At 66.6% G+C, this 14,987-nt stretch carries 15 protein-coding genes and 1 riboswitch; of the genes, 12 read left to right on the top strand and 3 right to left on the bottom strand.

The annotated features are described in order from the left end of the window. Positions 1-26 precede the first annotated feature (26 nt). The 6 genes from BMY06_RS17715 (at position 27) to BMY06_RS17690 (ending at position 6,147) form a co-directional block, all read left to right on the top strand. Positions 27-1,028: an ABC transporter substrate-binding protein gene (locus BMY06_RS17715; RefSeq protein ID WP_074984572.1), complete on the top strand. Its 1,002-nt coding sequence runs from the start codon at positions 27-29 to the stop codon at positions 1,026-1,028. 51 nt (positions 1,029-1,079) lie between these two features. Beyond that, positions 1,080-1,904 (top strand): ABC transporter permease, encoded by an 825-nt coding sequence (locus BMY06_RS17710; RefSeq protein ID WP_065060308.1) that lies wholly within the window; start codon positions 1,080-1,082, stop codon positions 1,902-1,904. A 50-nt stretch (positions 1,905-1,954) separates the two neighbouring features. Continuing rightward, positions 1,955-2,869, top strand: a complete 915-nt coding sequence (locus BMY06_RS17705) for an ABC transporter permease (protein ID WP_074984389.1) — start codon at positions 1,955-1,957, stop codon at positions 2,867-2,869. Positions 2,870-2,877: 8 nt separating this feature from the next. Further along, on the top strand, positions 2,878-3,918 hold the full coding sequence (locus BMY06_RS17700) for an ABC transporter ATP-binding protein (RefSeq protein WP_074984388.1): 1,041 nt from the start codon (positions 2,878-2,880) through the stop codon (positions 3,916-3,918). Between the two features lie 20 nt (positions 3,919-3,938). After that, on the top strand, positions 3,939-4,772 hold the full coding sequence (locus BMY06_RS17695) for a phosphodiesterase (RefSeq protein ID WP_074984386.1): 834 nt from the start codon (positions 3,939-3,941) through the stop codon (positions 4,770-4,772). Positions 4,773-4,935: 163 nt separating this feature from the next. Beyond that, positions 4,936-6,147 (top strand): MFS transporter, encoded by a 1,212-nt coding sequence (locus tag BMY06_RS17690; RefSeq protein ID WP_074984384.1) that lies wholly within the window; start codon positions 4,936-4,938, stop codon positions 6,145-6,147. A gap of 30 nt (positions 6,148-6,177) precedes the next feature. Here BMY06_RS17690 and BMY06_RS17685 read toward each other — a convergent pair whose 3' ends face one another. Together BMY06_RS17685 and BMY06_RS17680 are read right to left on the bottom strand one after the other, a co-directional pair. After that, on the bottom strand, positions 6,178-6,720 hold the full coding sequence (locus BMY06_RS17685; protein ID WP_065060313.1) for a ferritin-like domain-containing protein: 543 nt from the start codon (positions 6,718-6,720) through the stop codon (positions 6,178-6,180). Between the two features lie 71 nt (positions 6,721-6,791). Further along, on the bottom strand, positions 6,792-6,953 hold the full coding sequence (locus BMY06_RS17680; RefSeq protein ID WP_065060314.1) for a DUF1328 family protein: 162 nt from the start codon (positions 6,951-6,953) through the stop codon (positions 6,792-6,794). A 208-nt stretch (positions 6,954-7,161) separates the two neighbouring features. Between BMY06_RS17680 and BMY06_RS17675 the strand changes: the two genes are divergently transcribed. Next, positions 7,162-7,299: an entericidin A/B family lipoprotein gene (locus tag BMY06_RS17675; protein WP_074984383.1), complete on the top strand. Its 138-nt coding sequence runs from the start codon at positions 7,162-7,164 to the stop codon at positions 7,297-7,299. Between the two features lie 132 nt (positions 7,300-7,431). Here BMY06_RS17675 and BMY06_RS17670 read toward each other — a convergent pair whose 3' ends face one another. After that, entirely contained in the window at positions 7,432-8,433 is a 1,002-nt protein-coding gene (locus tag BMY06_RS17670) for an EamA family transporter (protein ID WP_080180065.1), read from the bottom strand. Positions 8,434-9,123: 690 nt separating this feature from the next. Here BMY06_RS17670 and BMY06_RS17665 point away from each other — a divergent pair. The 5 genes from BMY06_RS17665 to BMY06_RS17645 all read left to right on the top strand — a co-directional run bounded on the left by BMY06_RS17665 (position 9,124) and on the right by BMY06_RS17645 (position 14,976). Further along, complete coding sequence (locus BMY06_RS17665) at positions 9,124-9,531, top strand: GreA/GreB family elongation factor (RefSeq protein ID WP_065060318.1); 408 nt, start codon at positions 9,124-9,126, stop codon at positions 9,529-9,531. A 216-nt stretch (positions 9,532-9,747) separates the two neighbouring features. Next, positions 9,748-9,887, top strand: a riboswitch (TPP riboswitch). Positions 9,888-9,989: 102 nt separating this feature from the next. After that, entirely contained in the window at positions 9,990-11,921 is a 1,932-nt protein-coding gene (thiC, locus tag BMY06_RS17660; protein ID WP_065060319.1) for a phosphomethylpyrimidine synthase ThiC, read from the top strand. A 215-nt stretch (positions 11,922-12,136) separates the two neighbouring features. Beyond that, positions 12,137-12,358, top strand: a complete 222-nt coding sequence (locus BMY06_RS17655) for a glycine zipper 2TM domain-containing protein (RefSeq protein WP_065060320.1) — start codon at positions 12,137-12,139, stop codon at positions 12,356-12,358. Positions 12,359-12,609: 251 nt separating this feature from the next. Further along, on the top strand, positions 12,610-13,110 hold the full coding sequence (locus BMY06_RS17650) for a hypothetical protein (protein ID WP_237181348.1): 501 nt from the start codon (positions 12,610-12,612) through the stop codon (positions 13,108-13,110). A 264-nt stretch (positions 13,111-13,374) separates the two neighbouring features. Beyond that, a complete protein-coding gene (locus BMY06_RS17645; protein WP_065060322.1) occupies positions 13,375-14,976 on the top strand; it encodes an L-lactate permease in 1,602 nt (533 codons plus the stop codon). Positions 14,977-14,987: the final 11 nt, after the last annotated feature.

The following is a 14,987-nucleotide window of genomic DNA, read 5'->3' as shown; positions in this document are numbered from 1 at the left end:
CCGCCCTCGCGCGCCGCGGCGCCGCCATGTTCGGCCTCGCGCTCTCGTTCGCGGCGGCGGGCCTCGCCGCGCCGACGCTCGCGCACGCCGACGCCACCGCGATCTGCTACAACTGCCCGCCCGAATGGGCCGACTGGGCCAGCCAGATCCAGGCGATCCAGCGCAAGACCGGCATCCGCGTGCCGTTCGACAACAAGAACTCGGGCCAGTCGATCGCGCAGTTGATGGCCGAGCAGAAAAGCCCGGTCGCCGACGTGGTGTATCTCGGCGTGTCGTCCGCGTTCCAGGCGAAGGACAAAGGCGTGATCGCGCCGTACAAGCCCGCGCACTGGGACGACATTCCGGCCAACCTGAAAGACCCGCAAGGCTACTGGTTCGCGATCCACTCGGGCACGCTCGGCTTTTTCGTCAACAAGGACGCGCTCGACGGCAAGCCGGTGCCGCGCTCGTGGGCGGACCTGCTCAAGCCCGAGTACAAAGGCATGATCGGCTACCTCGATCCGTCGAGCGCCTTCGTCGGCTATGCGGGCGCCGTCGCCGTGAATCTCGCGCTCGGCGGCACGCTCGACAACTTCCAGCCCGCTATCGAATGGTTCAGCAAGCTCAAGGCGAACCAGCCGATCGTGCCGAAGCAGACCGCCTACGCGCGCGTGCTGTCGGGCGAGATTCCGATCCTGCTCGACTACGACTTCGACGCCTATCGCGCGAAGTACAAGGATCACGCCAATGTGGAGTTCGTGATTCCGAAGGAAGGCACGATCTCCGTGCCCTATGTGATGAGCCTCGTGAAGCACGCGCCGCACGCCGACAACGGCAAGAAAGTGCTGGATTTCGTGCTCTCCGACGAAGGCCAGAAGCTTTGGGCCAACGCGTATCTGCGTCCCGTGCGCGCCAACGCGCTGTCGCCGGAAGCCGCCGCGAAGTTCCTGCCCGCGAGCGATTACGCGCGCGCCAAACCGGTCGATTTCGCGAAGATGGCCGCGCAGCAGCAGAGCTTCGGCGAGCGTTATCTGCAAGTCATGCACTGAGCGCGCGCTGAGTTCGCCACACCCGCCACGTTCGTCCACTTTCGTTTCGCCATGCACGATCTCACGTTTCCCCTGCGCTGGCGCGTGGCGCTCATCGCGCCCGCGCTCGCGATCTTCCTCGCGTTCTGGCTGCTGCCGATGGTGGCGCTCGTCCAGGTCAGCGCCGACGGCCATCTGTTCGCCACCTACACCGCACTGCTCAGCAACGGCCACTACATGAGCGCGCTGCTCGCGACGGTGCTGCTCTCCGCCGCCGTCACGGCCGCGACGCTCGCGATCTCGACGATCTGCGGCCTCCTGCTCGCGCGCCGCCGTTTCGCGGGCCGACGCGCGCTGGTCGCCCTGCTCACGTTTCCGCTCGCGTTTCCAGGCGTGGTGGTCGGCTTCATGGTGATCATGCTCGCGGGACGCCAGGGCCTGATCGGCGCGCTCGCGCTGCGCTTCACCGGCGAACGCTGGGTGTTCGCCTATTCGATGGCCGGCCTGTTCGCGGGCTATCTGTACTTCTCGATTCCGCGCGTGATCGTCACGGTGATGGCGGTCGCGGGCCAGCTCGACGCCTCGCTCGAAGAAGCCGCGCGCTCGCTCGGCGCGTCGCCGTGGCGCGTCATGCGCGACGTGATCCTGCCCGCGCTCGCGCCCGGCCTGATCGCGGCGGGCGCCGTGTGCTTCGCCACCGCGATGGGCGCCTTCGGCACCGCCTTCACGCTCGCCACCGACATCGACGTGCTGCCGATGACCATCTACACCGAGTTCACGCTCAACGCGAACATGGTGACGGCGGCCGGTCTGTCGATCGTGCTCGGCGCGGTGACGTGGGCCGTGCTCACGCTCGCGCGCAGCCTGACGGGCGCCTCGGTGGCGGCAACGGCGTGAGCCGCGCCACCCTCGACACCGCCGCATCCTCGACGTCATCCGAACGAAGCATGAATACGATCGCCACGTCCTCTTCCTCTTCTCCGTCCCTGCCGCCCGCCGCGCGCCGCAAACGCCTCGTCTGGCCCGGCGCGCGCGCGTGGCTCGCCGCCGCGCAATGGGCCATCACGCTCGCCACCTGCGCCTTCCTCGTGGTGCCGGTCGTGATGTCGATTCTCGCGGGCCTCACCGTCAACTATTTTCGCGGCGTGGCGAGCGGCCTCACGCTGCGCTGGCTCGACCAGGTCTGGACGCAGTATCACGACTCCGTGTTTCTCTCGCTCGAAGTCGCGGCCGCGACGCTCGCCGTCACGCTCGTCGCGGGCGTGCCCGCCGGTTATGCGCTCGCGCGCAGCCGCACGCGTCTCTCGCGCGTGATCGAAGAGTTGCTCGTGATGCCCGTCGCGCTGCCCGGCCTCGCCTCGGCGCTCGCGCTGCTGGTGGTCTACGGCGGTTTCTCCGCGTTCCGCATGAGCGCGGCCTTCATCGTGGTCGGGCACGTGGTGTTCACGCTGCCGTTCATGGTGCGGCCGGTGGCGGCCGTGTGCGCCTCCGGCGATCTGCGCACGCTCGAAGAAGGCGCGGCGAGCCTCGGCGCGAACTTCGTGCAGCGCTTCATGACGATCGTGCTGCCGAACGCGCGGCCCGGCATCGTGGCGGGCGCGCTCGCGGTGCTCACGCTCTCGATCGGCGAATTCAACCTGACGTGGATGCTGCACACGCCCGACACCAAGACGCTGCCCGTCGGTCTCGCCGATACCTACGCGTCGCTGCGCATCGAAGTCGGCAGCGCGTACACGATCCTGTTTTTCATCATGACGATGCCGCTGCTGGTGGCGATGCAGTGGCTCGGCGTGGAGGCGACGGGCGCCCAGACGAAGCGCGCCGCCGCCGCGCAAGCCGCTCATACTGAGGAAGCCGAATGAAGCCCGCAATGAAACTCGACTCGATGCCGATCACGCTCACGCAGTGCGCGAAAACGTTTCGCGGCACGCGCGTGCTGGAGCCGCTCGACCTGAGCATCGGCGCGGGCGAGACGCTCGTGCTGCTCGGCCCGTCGGGCTGCGGCAAGACCACGACGCTGCGTCTGATCGCCGGCCTCGAGACGCCCGACGCGGGCGGCCGCGTGGCGTTCGGCGACGACGACGTCACGGCCCTGCCCATCGAGCGCCGCAAGGTCGGCATGGTGTTCCAGAATTACGCGCTGTTTCCGAACCTCAACGTGCGCGGGAATATCGGCTACGGTCTGAAGATTCAGCGCGTGAGCGGCGCGGACGCGCGCGAACGTGTCGACGCCCTGCTCACGATGATGCGTCTCGAAGCGCACGCCGACAAACCCGTTTCGCAGCTTTCCGGCGGCCAGCGCCAGCGTGTCGCGCTAGCGCGTGCGCTCGCGCCGCGCCCGCGCGTGCTGCTGCTCGACGAACCGCTGACCGCGCTCGACGCGCGTCTGCGCGACACGCTGCGCGGCGAAATGAACACGCTGCTGCGCGAGCTGGGCGTGACGACCGTCTACGTCACGCACGACCAGGCCGAAGCGATGGAACTCGGCGACCGCATCGTCGTGATGAGCCATGGCCGCATCGAGCAGATCGGCACGCCGCGCGACATCTATTACCGACCCGCGAGCCGCGCGGTGGCGCAGTTCATCGGCACGCTCAATCGCCTCGCGGGCGAGTGGCGCGACGGCATGCTCTGCACCACGGGCGGCGCGGTCCGCGCGCCGGGCAACAGCCGCAGCGGCGCGAACGAACTCTTTTTCCGCCCCGAAGACGCCACGCTCGCCGATCCCGCCGCCGCCGCGCTGCGCGGCACGATCGAGCAAGCGACGTTTCTCGGCGAACGCACGCGCCTGACGATCGGCGGCGCCGCGCCCGATGCGCTGTTCATCGACGTGGCGGGCCGCATCGAACTCGCGCGCGGCACGCCCGTGGGCATCGCCATCGCACCGGAAGCGCTGATCGCGCTCGCGTAACTTTTACAATCGAGGTCAACATGCTGCTCGCCCAGATCAGCGATCTGCACATCAAGCCGCCGGGCGCGCTCGCGTACCGGCGCGTCGATACCGCCGCGCAATTCGCGCGCACGATTGCGCGGCTCAACGCGCTCGCGCCGCGTCCCGACGCGGTGCTCATCACCGGCGATCTGGTCGATTGCGGCAGCGCCGACGAGTATCGGCATCTGAAAACGCTGCTCGACACGCTGGCGATTCCCTACTGGCTGTTGATCGGCAATCACGACGGACGCGAGGGCTTGCGCGAGGTGTTCGGCGAACGCGCCGAACTGCAGGCGCGCGCGCCCGGCGATTTCGTGCAATACGTCGTCGATCTCGGTGCGCTGCGCGTGATCGCGCTCGATTCGATGCAGCCGGGCCGCAGCGGCGGCACGCTCTGCGAGGCGCGGCTGGGCTGGCTCGCGCAGCAACTCGACGCGGCGCGCGGGCGTCCGGTGATCGTCGCGCTCCATCATCCGCCGTTCGATTGCGGCATCGCGCATATGGATGCGATCCGTCTCGACGAGCCCGCCGCGCGCGCGCTCGAAGCGCTGATCGCGCAGCATCCGAACGTGGAGCGCGTGCTCTGCGGCCATGTGCACCGGCCGATGTTCGTGCGCTTCGGCGGCACCATCGCCAGCGCGGTGCCCGCGCCCGCGCATCAGGTCACGCTCGATCTCGCGGCCGATGCACCCTCCTCGTTCACGCTCGAACCGCCCGCCTTCGCGCTGCACCGCTACGACGCCGCGCGCGGCATCGTCACGCATCACGCTTATGTGGAGCCCTCGGACGGCCCGTATCCGTTTCACGAACCGTCGGGCGAATTGATCGCCTGAGCGGTGTCTGACCATCGTCAGGCTCGCGCGCAACGGCATCCGCAGCGACGGAGCGGCGCCAGCAGAAACCCCCGCGCTCCGGTATGATCGGCACGCCCGGCCCCGCGCCGGGCTGCCCTTTACGTATCGGGCCGTTCCGCCGCGAACGGCCGACCCAGCGCCCATGCCCACATCCGAATCCGCTACCGCCGGCGACAGCCGGTCGTTGCGCGGCCTCCTGCTTTTGCTCGCGACCATCGCGGGCATTTCGGTCGCGAACATCTATTACAACCAGCCGCTGCTCGACGACTTCCGCCAGGCCTTCCCGGGCGGCGCGGCATGGATCGGCGCGGTGCCCGCCGCGACGCAGCTCGGCTACGCCGCCGGCATGCTGCTGCTCGCGCCGCTCGGCGACCGCTTCGACCGCCGCCGCATCATCCTGATGCAGACCGCGCTGCTCTGCTGCGCGCTGCTCGTCGCCACGACCGCGCCCACGCTGCCCGTGCTGATTGGCGCGAGCCTCGCCATGGGCGTGCTCTCGACCATCGCGCAGCAAGCCGTGCCGTTCGCCGCCGAACTCGCGCCGCCCGAAGGGCGTGGCCACGCCGTCGGCACCGTCATGAGCGGCTTGCTGATCGGCATTCTGCTTGCGCGGACCGCCGCCGGTTTCGTCGGCCAGTATTTCGGCTGGCGCTCGGTGTTCGGCGCGTCGATCGTGGTGCTGCTCTGTCTCGCCGTCGTCATCATCAAGAAATTGCCGAAGAGCCGGCCGACGTCGACGCTGAGCTACGGCAAGCTGCTCGGCTCGATGTGGCATCTGGCGGTGGAATTACGCGGACTGCGCGAGGCGTCGGCGACGGGCGCCTGCCTGTTCGCCGCGTTCAGCCTGTTCTGGCCCGTGCTCACGCTGCTGCTCGCGGGCGAGCCGTTCCATCTCGGGCCGCAGGTCGCGGGGCTGTTCGGCATCGTCGGCGCGGCGGGCGCGCTGGCCGCGCCGTGGGCCGGACGCTCGGCGGACAAACGCGGACCGCGTGCGGTCATCACGATGTCGATCGCGCTGATGGCGCTCGCGTTCGTGATCTTCGCGTTCTCGGGCAAAAGCCTGATCGGTCTGGTGATCGGCGTCGTGGTGCTCGACGTCGGCGTGCAGGCCGCGCAGATTTCGAATCAGTCGCGCATCTACGCACTGCGGCCCGAAGCGCGCAGCCGCGTGAACACCGTGTTCATGGTCTGCTATTTCATCGGCGGCGCGACCGGTTCGGCCGTGGGCGCCGCGACGTGGCATGCGTTCGGCTGGGTCGGCGTGTGCGTGGCGGGACTCGGCTTCACGGCGCTGGCCGCGTGGGTGCATTTCGCCACGCGCCCGCGCGTGAACGCGAGCGCGCAGACTTCCTGACCGTCACGGCAAATCCCGCCGCCGACACGCCTATTTGCCCGAATCGAGCAGATCGGTCATGTCGTCGGCATGCTCTTCCTCGACGGCGAGAATCTCCTCGAAAATGCGCCGCGTGGTGGTGTCGCTGTCGCCGAGGTAATGAATGATCGCGCGATAACTCTCGATCGCAATGCGCTCGGCGATCAGATTCTCGCGAATCATGTCGTGCAGGTCCTTGCCCTCCTTGTACTCGGAATGCGAATGCTCGACGAGGTGCGCGGGCGAAAAATCCGGCTCGCCGCCAAGCTGCACGATGCGCGCGGCGAGCATGTCCGCGTGCTGTTCTTCCTCGGTCGCGTGCTCGAGAAACTCGGCCGCCACCGATTCCGATTCGATCCCCTTCGCCATGAAGTAGTGCCGCTTGTAGCGCAGCACGCAAACAAGCTCGGTGGCGAGCGAATCGTTGAGCAGCTTGAGCACGGTTTCGCGGTCCGCGCCGTAGCCCGGCGTGACCGGGCCTTGCTCCAGATTGCGTCGCGCATCTTCGCGCACGCGTTTCAGATCGATCTCAAACGAAGCGTGTGACTTCGACATCTGACTCTCCTTCGAACGGTTGGCAGGCTGACTTGGGTTCGCGCGCGGTCGCGGACGGCGACTACCGGCCGCTAGCCGCGCAGCACGCCGAGCAGCAGCGTGACGACGAACACGACGAGGAAGACGTAAAACAGGATCTTGGCGATTTCCGCCGCGCCCGCCGCAATGCCGGTGAAGCCGAACACGGCGGCAATGAGCGCGATCACGAAAAAGACGATGGCGTAATGAAGCATGGCGTCGTTCTCCCGTTTTTCCCCTGGATGCGGCTGATGTGGCAATTCGCTATGCGCAAGCAGCGGTCCCGAGCACGCGGACAATCTGGCGGAAAAATCGCAAATAGCCCTTGAAACAAGGGCTCGAAGCAGAATCGGGAGGGAGAGAAACGGCGTCAGGCACGCCGCGTGCTGGAGGAGGATTCCCTTAATCGTGGAGGAATCCCTCATGAAACGCCTGATTGCCTTGCTTCTCGTTGCCGCGTCGGCTGCGGCACTGGCCGCCTGCAACACCGTGGCGGGCGCTGGCCAGGATATTTCTTCAGGTGGTCACGCCATTTCGAACACCGCCGAGCAGGCGAAGTAAGCGGCGGGCCTCGGTGAAAAACGGCTGCGCTGTGCGCGCCGTTTTTCATCGTTTTGCGGCGAATCAAGAAGAAAATCCAGTACCTGGCCATCACCTGGCAATCCGGACAATCTGCGTGAATCGCAGATCGAATCAGCTTGTCCGGCGCCTGTCGTCGAAGAAAAACGAGAGTCCGACGCTGCCGAGAATCAGCACCGTCGCGACGATCGTCCCCGTGGTGATCGGCTCGCCCAGCATCACCGCGCCCAGCGCCACCGCCACCACCGGATTCACGTACATGCAGCTGCTCGCCACGAGCGGACTTGTCTGGCGAATCAGATAGCCATACGCGACATACGCGGCCATCGTGCCGATCAGCATCAGATAAACGAAGGCGACGAACGGCAGGAAGTGCAGCGTGCCCATGCGCTCGCCGGTGATCCACGCGACCAGCGTCGAGATCGCACCGCCGAGGCCGATCTGCAAGGCCGTGGCGATGAAGAGATCGGACGGCAATTCGAGCCGTCCCGCCAGATGCGCGCCCACTGCCCAGAACAGCGCGCCGCCGAGAATCGCGAGCGACCCGCCTGCCGTGCCGCTCGCGCCGCCGCCGTGACTCAGAATGGCGATGCCGACGAGACCGAGCGCGACCGCCGCCCATTCGCCTTTCGCGACACGCCGGCCCGCAGCCGCTGCGATCAGCGTGGCGAACAAGGGAACGGTCGCGACCATCACGGCCGCCGTGCCGGTGCCGACCGTGCGCATGCCGTACGCGAGCATGCCGCTCGACAGCCCGACCAGCAGCGTGCCGACGACACCCGCGTTACGCACCTGCGCGAGCGTGGGCATGACGGGGCGTCGCCGCATCGCGAATACGAACAGACCGATGCCCGCCAGCAGGTTGCGCAGGCCCGAGAGCAAGAGCGGCGGAAACGAGCCGAGCGCGACGTGCACGCCGAGATAGGTCGAGCCCCAGACGAAGTAGACGACCGCGAGCGACAGCGCGACGCGACCGCTGCGCGTCTGCGGCAGGCGCAGGGCGCGCGCACTGCGCCAGCACCAGGCGCCCGCCCGTATCAACGCTTGAAGGAGACCGAGAAGGAGCCCTTGTGCGAGCGACAAAGCAGTCTGGCCGGAAGGCAAACGGGGCAGCATCGTCAATGCTCCGTGGCGGCGCTGAAAGGGGAACGGACGAAGCACGGGCATCCCGCCGGACGTGGGACGGGACGAGCAAAGCGCGACGGCATGATGGAGGCGGAGAGCGGAGCGAAAGTGCGAGAGAGCGTGCCGATGAGGGCGAAGCTGAACGCGCCCGAAACACGATTGAAAGCTCGGACGGGCGCCACGCATTATGCAACAACGTGCTTCATTGCGGACGCCGCGCAGCGCCTTTATGCGTGGGGGCGCTGCGTGCGCGCAACGGTGTCCCGATCCGGGCGAAACGCAGCGTCGATCCGGCCGCCCTCGCCCCCGATTTTCGAGACCGTGCTAGGATGACACATCCTTTCGATTTACTTTCAGACGATTTTTCGTCCACTTTTTTGCTTCGTCGATACTGATGCGCCAATCGCCCCCGATCCTCGCCGTTTGCCCGCCGCCGCGCCCGTTGCGCGGCGCGGTCGTGCGCGCACGGGCGGCGCATTCGGCAGAGCGCCCCTCGGCCCGCTCACTGGCTCGACGACGCCCACGCCAACCCGGCCAGTCCACCGGCTACCACGCCCCGCAAGCCGCCGCCCGGCGCCCGCGCTGAACCACCCTCCGCTTCCGGAGCCGTTCGGCCAGGCTCCGGGCCGACGATCCCTCACCTCATCCCTTTCACTTTTCCGGATTGCCGGGAGAACCGCCATGTCCAAGAAAATCCGTTATCTGACCGAACTCGATCTCGCCCGCCTCGAAAAATGCGCCGCCGAACCTGGCGCCGCCCCGGCGCGCCAGGCCATGCTCGACGAACTGCTCGAGCGCGCCGAGATCGTCGATGCGCACAAGGTCGCCTCGAACGTCGTCACCATGAATTCGCAGGTCACGCTCGTGAGCGAGCGCTCGGGCGAGCCGGTGACTTTCACGGTCGTTTATCCGGCGGGCGCGAATGTCGAAGCCGGACGCCTGAACGTGTTCTCGCCGGCGGGCCTTGCGCTGCTCGGCGCGAAGCGCGGCGACACCGTGCGCTTCACGCCGCCGAGCGGCGCCGTCGAAACGCTCAAGATCGATCGCATCCTGTTTCAGCCCGAAGCCGCCGACGATTTTTCGCTCTAATCGCTCTAATCGCTCTAGTAACGCGCAGCTTTCACCCGAAGCACGCGCCGCTTTGCGCCGTGGCTTCGCGGTTCTTCCACCACTTTTCCTCCCTCCCCAACAAAGCGAAATCCGCGCGCATCGCTATATGAGCGCGCGCGCGAAACGCGCCGCGCCTGCCACATCGCGCGCGAATTCGCGCTTGCCAGATCGTCGCAGCGCGGTGTATCGTTTGGCCTGCTTACGCGGGGGTCCTGCGTCATGCGCCGCTTCGAACCATTCATACGAATGCTCAAGCTGCGTATTTCGCGGGTGAGAAATACCCTTTGAACCTGATCTGGATAATGCCAGCGCAGGGAAGCGTCCGGACTTCGCAGCACCATCGCCTTGCTTCATCCATCAAAGCGAAGTCCGTCCACGTTCCGTTTCGTCTCCTGCTAAGCCGTTGTTCCCCCACTGCTTCATGGAGAGAGAGACGCATGAACGCGAATCCCAAATTCATTTCCGCCAACGCGCACGTCGACGAAGCCGCGATCGCGCCGCTGCCCAATTCCCGCAAGATCTACGTCACCGGCTCGCAGCCCGACATCCGCGTGCCGATGCGCGAGATCACGCAAGCCGACACGCCCACGGGCTTCGGCGGCGAGAAGAATCCGCCGGTCTACGTCTACGACACCTCGGGTCCGTACACCGATCCCGAAGCGAAGATCGACATTCGCGCGGGTCTGCCTGCGCTGCGCCAGTCGTGGATCGAAAAGCGCGGCGACACTGAAGCGCTGCCGGGCCTCTCCTCCGACTACGGCCGCGAGCGCGCCGCCGATCCGGCCACGGCCGAACTGCGTTTCCCGGGCCTGCACCGCACGCCGCGCCGCGCCCAGGCCGGCAAGAACGTCACGCAGATGCACTACGCGCGTCAGGGCATCATCACGCCCGAAATGGAGTACATCGCGATCCGCGAAAACCAGCGTCGCGCCGAGTACCTCGAAAGCCTCAAGTCGAGCGGCCCGAACGGCGCAAAGCTCGCGGCGATGATGGGCCGCCAGCATCCGGGCCAGGCGTTCGGCGCAGCGGCGTTCGGCGCCGACGCGCTCAAGGAAATCACGCCTGAATTCGTGCGCGACGAGATCGCACGCGGCCGCGCGATCATCCCCGCGAACATCAACCACCCGGAAAGCGAACCGATGATCATCGGCCGCAACTTCCTCGTGAAGATCAACGCGAACATCGGCAACTCGGCGGTCACGTCGTCGATCGGCGAGGAAGTCGACAAGATGACGTGGGCGATCCGCTGGGGCGGCGACACGGTCATGGATCTGTCGACCGGCAAGCACATTCATGAAACGCGCGAGTGGATCATCCGCAATTCGCCGGTGCCGATCGGCACGGTGCCGATCTATCAGGCGCTCGAAAAGGTCAACGGCAAGGCTGAAGACCTCACGTGGGAAATGTTCCGCGACACGCTGATCGAGCAGGCCGAGCAAGGCGTCGACTACTTCACGATTCACGCGGGCGTGCGTCTGCAATACGTGCCGCTCACGGCCAACCGCATGACGGGCATCGTCTCGCGCGGCGGTTCGATCATGGCCAAGTGGTGCCTCGCGCACCATAAGGAATCCTTCATTTACGAGCATTTCGAAGAGATCTGCGAAATCATGAAGGCCTACGACGTGAGCTTCTCGCTCGGCGACGGCCTGCGTCCCGGCTCGATCTACGACGCCAACGACGAAGCGCAGCTCGGCGAACTGAAGACGCTCGGCGAACTCACGCAGATCGCGTGGAAGCACGACGTGCAGGTGATGATCGAAGGCCCCGGCCACGTGCCGATGCAGCTCATCAAGGAGAACATGGATCTCCAGCTCGACTGGTGCAAGGAAGCGCCGTTCTACACGCTCGGGCCGCTGACCACCGACATCGCGCCGGGCTACGATCACATCACTTCGGGCATCGGCGCGGCGATGATCGGCTGGTTCGGCACGGCGATGCTCTGCTACGTCACGCCGAAGGAACACCTCGGCCTGCCGAACAAGGACGACGTGAAGGAAGGCATCATCACGTACAAGCTCGCGGCGCACGCGGCCGATCTCGCGAAGGGTCATCCGGGCGCGCAGGTGCGCGACAACGCGCTCTCGAAGGCGCGTTTCGAGTTCCGCTGGGAAGACCAGTTCAACCTCGGCCTCGATCCGGACAAGGCGCGTGAATTCCACGACGAAACGCTGCCGAAGGACTCGGCCAAGGTCGCGCACTTCTGCTCGATGTGCGGCCCGCACTTCTGCTCGATGAAGATCACGCAGGACGTGCGCGACTTCGCGGCGAAGCAAGGCATGAGCGACGACGAAGCCCTGAAAAAAGGCATGGAAGTGAAGGCCGTCGAGTTCGTCAAGCAAGGCGCGGAGATTTATCAGCGCCAGTAAGCGAAGCGGTTTTTCGCTGCGCCGCACGATGAAAATCGTCACGACGATCGTCGTGCGGCGCGCCGATACATTTTTTAACGACTCCGACAACTCGCTGACAAGCGCACACACCCTGATACGCGGCGTGTGGCTAGGATGGGTGTACTGGAGGTGCGAATCGGGCCTGCGATAGGCGGCGAGATCCGCATCGCGTATCCGATTTCAAGGAGTCGACAATGAACGCGCTCGTCCGTCCCCGCATCCTACTCACGGCCGCCACGCTGGTCGCCGTGCTCGGCAGTCTGACTGCTTGTGACAACATGTCCCGACGCGATCGCGACACCGCCATCGGCGCGGGTGTCGGCGGCGCCGCGGGCGCCGTGATCGGCGGCAGCGCGCTGTCGACGGTGGGCGGCGCGGCGGTGGGCGGCATCATCGGCAATCAGGTCGGCAAGTAACCCGCGGTCTGCGCGAAGCATAACGACAACGTCGACAACCCCGACAGGCAGATCGCCGGCCAGCCCGGTTTCAGAGAGGATGCGCGGCGCATGGTTCCTTGGGACATGCGCCGCGCCTGTTTTTGAGCCGCGCCATTGCGTCGGTGCCCTTGCCCGCAATATGCCGTTACGCGTGGGCAATACGCCGCGACGGCAACGCGAGTAAGCTCGATCGACTACGCCGCGATCCGCGCCGCGCCTCGGAGCCCGTCATGCAATACCCGTTTGCGTTTGTATCGATGCTGTCTTCGTCTGTGTCGGCTTGCCGCGCATCCACGTCTGCGCGATATGCGAAGCGCGCCGCTTCGGCAGGCGCGGCCGTCGCGCTGCTCGCGCTCTCGGGCTGCTACTACTACGCGCCATACGGCTACGCGCCCTACTCGTCCTACTCGCCGTACTACGCCGGCGCGGTGCCCGCCGCCGGCACGCAGCAGGAAACGTCGGCTTATCCAACGCAGCAATCGGCACAATCGACCTGGACCGCGGCGCCCAACCCCGCGCCCGCCGCGATTCCCGACGCGCAGTATCCCGGTTCGCTCACGGCCACGCCGCCGGTCGTCGTCGCCGCGCCCGTGTGGCCGGTCTGGCCTGCGTACTATCCGGCTTATCCGGCCTGGCCCGCCTACTATTCGTATCCCGCATGGGGCTGGGGCGCGCCGTCGATCTCGTTCGGCTTCGGCTACTGGGGCGGCGGCGGACACTGGCATCGCTGATCGCGCGGCATCGCATCCGCACTCGAACCGCTGCCCCTCCCGCGCGCCCGGCCCGCGCACGACCGTACTTTCCCTCCTTGACGCTCCGCGCCCATTTTCTATCCTGCTTAGGGGCACCGGGGATTGAAGCACTGCCTTAACTACATCGCCCTCCTTCTCGACGACGCAAGCCGCCGCGCGCCGTCCGCCCCGCCGACGCCACGCCCGGCACGCCGTGCGCCCACGCATCGATGCGCCGATACGAACCAGCACAAAGGAGACGTCATGTTTCATCAGCTGTTGACACCCATCGGCAACTCGCTGCTCTTGTCGTTCATCGTGGCGGTGTTGCCGATCGCCGTGGTGCTCGTCCTGCTCGGCTGGGCGCGCCGCCCCGCGTGGCAGGCTTCGCTCGCGGGCCTCGTCGTCGGGCTGATCGTGGCCATCGCGGGCTGGCAGTTCCCGGTCAATCTGGCGGTGAGCGCGGTGCTCAACGGCGTGGTGTTCGCGCTGTGGCCGGTCATGTGGATCGTGGTCACGGCCATCCTGCTCTACAACATCGCGCTGCGCTCGGGCCGCTTCGCGGCATTCCGCATGTGGCTGCTCGACAATCTGCCGAACGACCGGCGCATCGTGCTCGTCGTGGTGGGATTCTCGTTCGGCGCGCTGTTCGAAGGCATTTCGGGCTTCGGCACGCCGATCGCGATCACGAGTTCGCTGCTCATCATGCTCGGCTTCCCGACGCTCGAAGCGCTCACTTTCACGCTGATCTTCAACACCGCGCCGGTGGCGTTCGGCGCGCTCGGCGTGCCGATCACCGTGCTCGGCGCGGTCACGCATCTGCCCGCCGACGTGCTCGGCCAGATGGTCGGCCGCCAGTTGCCGTTCTTCGCCCTGCTGCTGCCGTTCTACGTGATCGCGATCTACGCGGGCGTGGGCGGCATGCTGCGCATCTGGCCGGTGCTGCTGGTCTCGGGCGGCAGTTTCGCGATCACGCAGTTCGTCACCGCGAACTTCATCAACTACAGCCTGACCGACGTGCTGTCGTCGCTCGTTTCGCTGATCCTGACCATCGTGTTTCTGCGCGTCTGGAAACCCGCGCCCGATCCCGCCTTCGAGATCAAGGTCGACCGCGCGAAGGAAGTGCGCGGCGCCGTCTCGGGCGCGCAAGGCTGGTATCCGTGGATCATCGTGGCCGTCGTGGTGATTCTCTGGACCGTGGCGAAGGTGTTCGCGATCGGCGACGTGAAAGTGCCGTGGCCGGGTCTCGACAAGGCCGTCTTCATCACGCTCTACAAGACGCCGTACGGCGCGATCTGGGACTTCCAGCCGCTCGCCACGGGCACCGCGATCCTCGTGGCGGCGATCATCACGGCCTTCGTCGTGCGGCTTAAACCCGCCGACTTCGGCGGCGCGATCGTCGACACGTGGGTGCAGACGCGCATCGCCATTCTCACGGTGGCGACCATCGTCGGGCTCGCGTTTCTGATGAACTACTCGGGCCTCACCTACACGCTCGGGCTCGGCGTGGCGTCGGTGGGCGCGTTCTTCCCGCTGGTGTCCGCGTTCCTCGGCTGGGTCGCCGTGTTCCTCTCGGGCAGCGACACCTCGGGCAACGCGCTGTTCGGCAACCTGCAGGTGGTGGCCGCGCAGCAGCTCAACCTCAATCCCGTGCTGATGGCGGCGACCAACTCGTCGGGCGGCGTGATGGGCAAGATGATCTCGCCGCAGAACATCGCGACGGGCGTCGCAACCACCGAGCTCAAGGGCAAGGAAGGCCACGTCTTCGCACGCACCTTCAAGCATTCGATCCTGATGACGGTGCTGCTCGGCCTGCTCGTCTGGCTCCAGCAGAACGTCTTCACGTGGATGATTCCGCCGCACTGAGCGCGCGATAC

Origin of the sequence: Paraburkholderia tropica, from assembly GCF_900109265.1 — a bacterium.
GTDB classification, from domain to species: domain Bacteria; phylum Pseudomonadota; class Gammaproteobacteria; order Burkholderiales; family Burkholderiaceae; genus Paraburkholderia; species Paraburkholderia tropica.
Note: the sequence above shows the minus strand (reverse complement) of the source record. Positions and strands in the feature narration are given on the sequence as shown.

Excerpts from the sequence above, each read along its gene's own strand:
- BMY06_RS17715 (WP_074984572.1), top strand. The coding sequence starts at position 27 with ATGTTCGGCCTCGCGCTCTCGTTCGCGGCGGCGGGCCTCGCCGCGCCG.
- BMY06_RS17710 (WP_065060308.1), top strand. The coding sequence starts at position 1,080 with ATGCACGATCTCACGTTTCCCCTGCGCTGGCGCGTGGCGCTCATCGCG.
- BMY06_RS17705 (WP_074984389.1), top strand. The coding sequence starts at position 1,955 with ATGAATACGATCGCCACGTCCTCTTCCTCTTCTCCGTCCCTGCCGCCC.
- BMY06_RS17700 (WP_074984388.1), top strand. The coding sequence starts at position 2,878 with ATGAAACTCGACTCGATGCCGATCACGCTCACGCAGTGCGCGAAAACG.
- BMY06_RS17695 (WP_074984386.1), top strand. The coding sequence starts at position 3,939 with ATGCTGCTCGCCCAGATCAGCGATCTGCACATCAAGCCGCCGGGCGCG.
- BMY06_RS17690 (WP_074984384.1), top strand. The coding sequence starts at position 4,936 with ATGCCCACATCCGAATCCGCTACCGCCGGCGACAGCCGGTCGTTGCGC.
- BMY06_RS17685 (WP_065060313.1), bottom strand. The coding sequence starts at position 6,720 with ATGTCGAAGTCACACGCTTCGTTTGAGATCGATCTGAAACGCGTGCGC.
- BMY06_RS17680 (WP_065060314.1), bottom strand. The coding sequence starts at position 6,953 with ATGCTTCATTACGCCATCGTCTTTTTCGTGATCGCGCTCATTGCCGCC.
- BMY06_RS17675 (WP_074984383.1), top strand. The coding sequence starts at position 7,162 with ATGAAACGCCTGATTGCCTTGCTTCTCGTTGCCGCGTCGGCTGCGGCA.
- BMY06_RS17670 (WP_080180065.1), bottom strand. The coding sequence starts at position 8,433 with ATGCTGCCCCGTTTGCCTTCCGGCCAGACTGCTTTGTCGCTCGCACAA.
- BMY06_RS17665 (WP_065060318.1), top strand. The coding sequence starts at position 9,124 with ATGTCCAAGAAAATCCGTTATCTGACCGAACTCGATCTCGCCCGCCTC.
- thiC (WP_065060319.1), top strand. The coding sequence starts at position 9,990 with ATGAACGCGAATCCCAAATTCATTTCCGCCAACGCGCACGTCGACGAA.
- BMY06_RS17655 (WP_065060320.1), top strand. The coding sequence starts at position 12,137 with ATGAACGCGCTCGTCCGTCCCCGCATCCTACTCACGGCCGCCACGCTG.
- BMY06_RS17650 (WP_237181348.1), top strand. The coding sequence starts at position 12,610 with ATGCAATACCCGTTTGCGTTTGTATCGATGCTGTCTTCGTCTGTGTCG.
- BMY06_RS17645 (WP_065060322.1), top strand. The coding sequence starts at position 13,375 with ATGTTTCATCAGCTGTTGACACCCATCGGCAACTCGCTGCTCTTGTCG.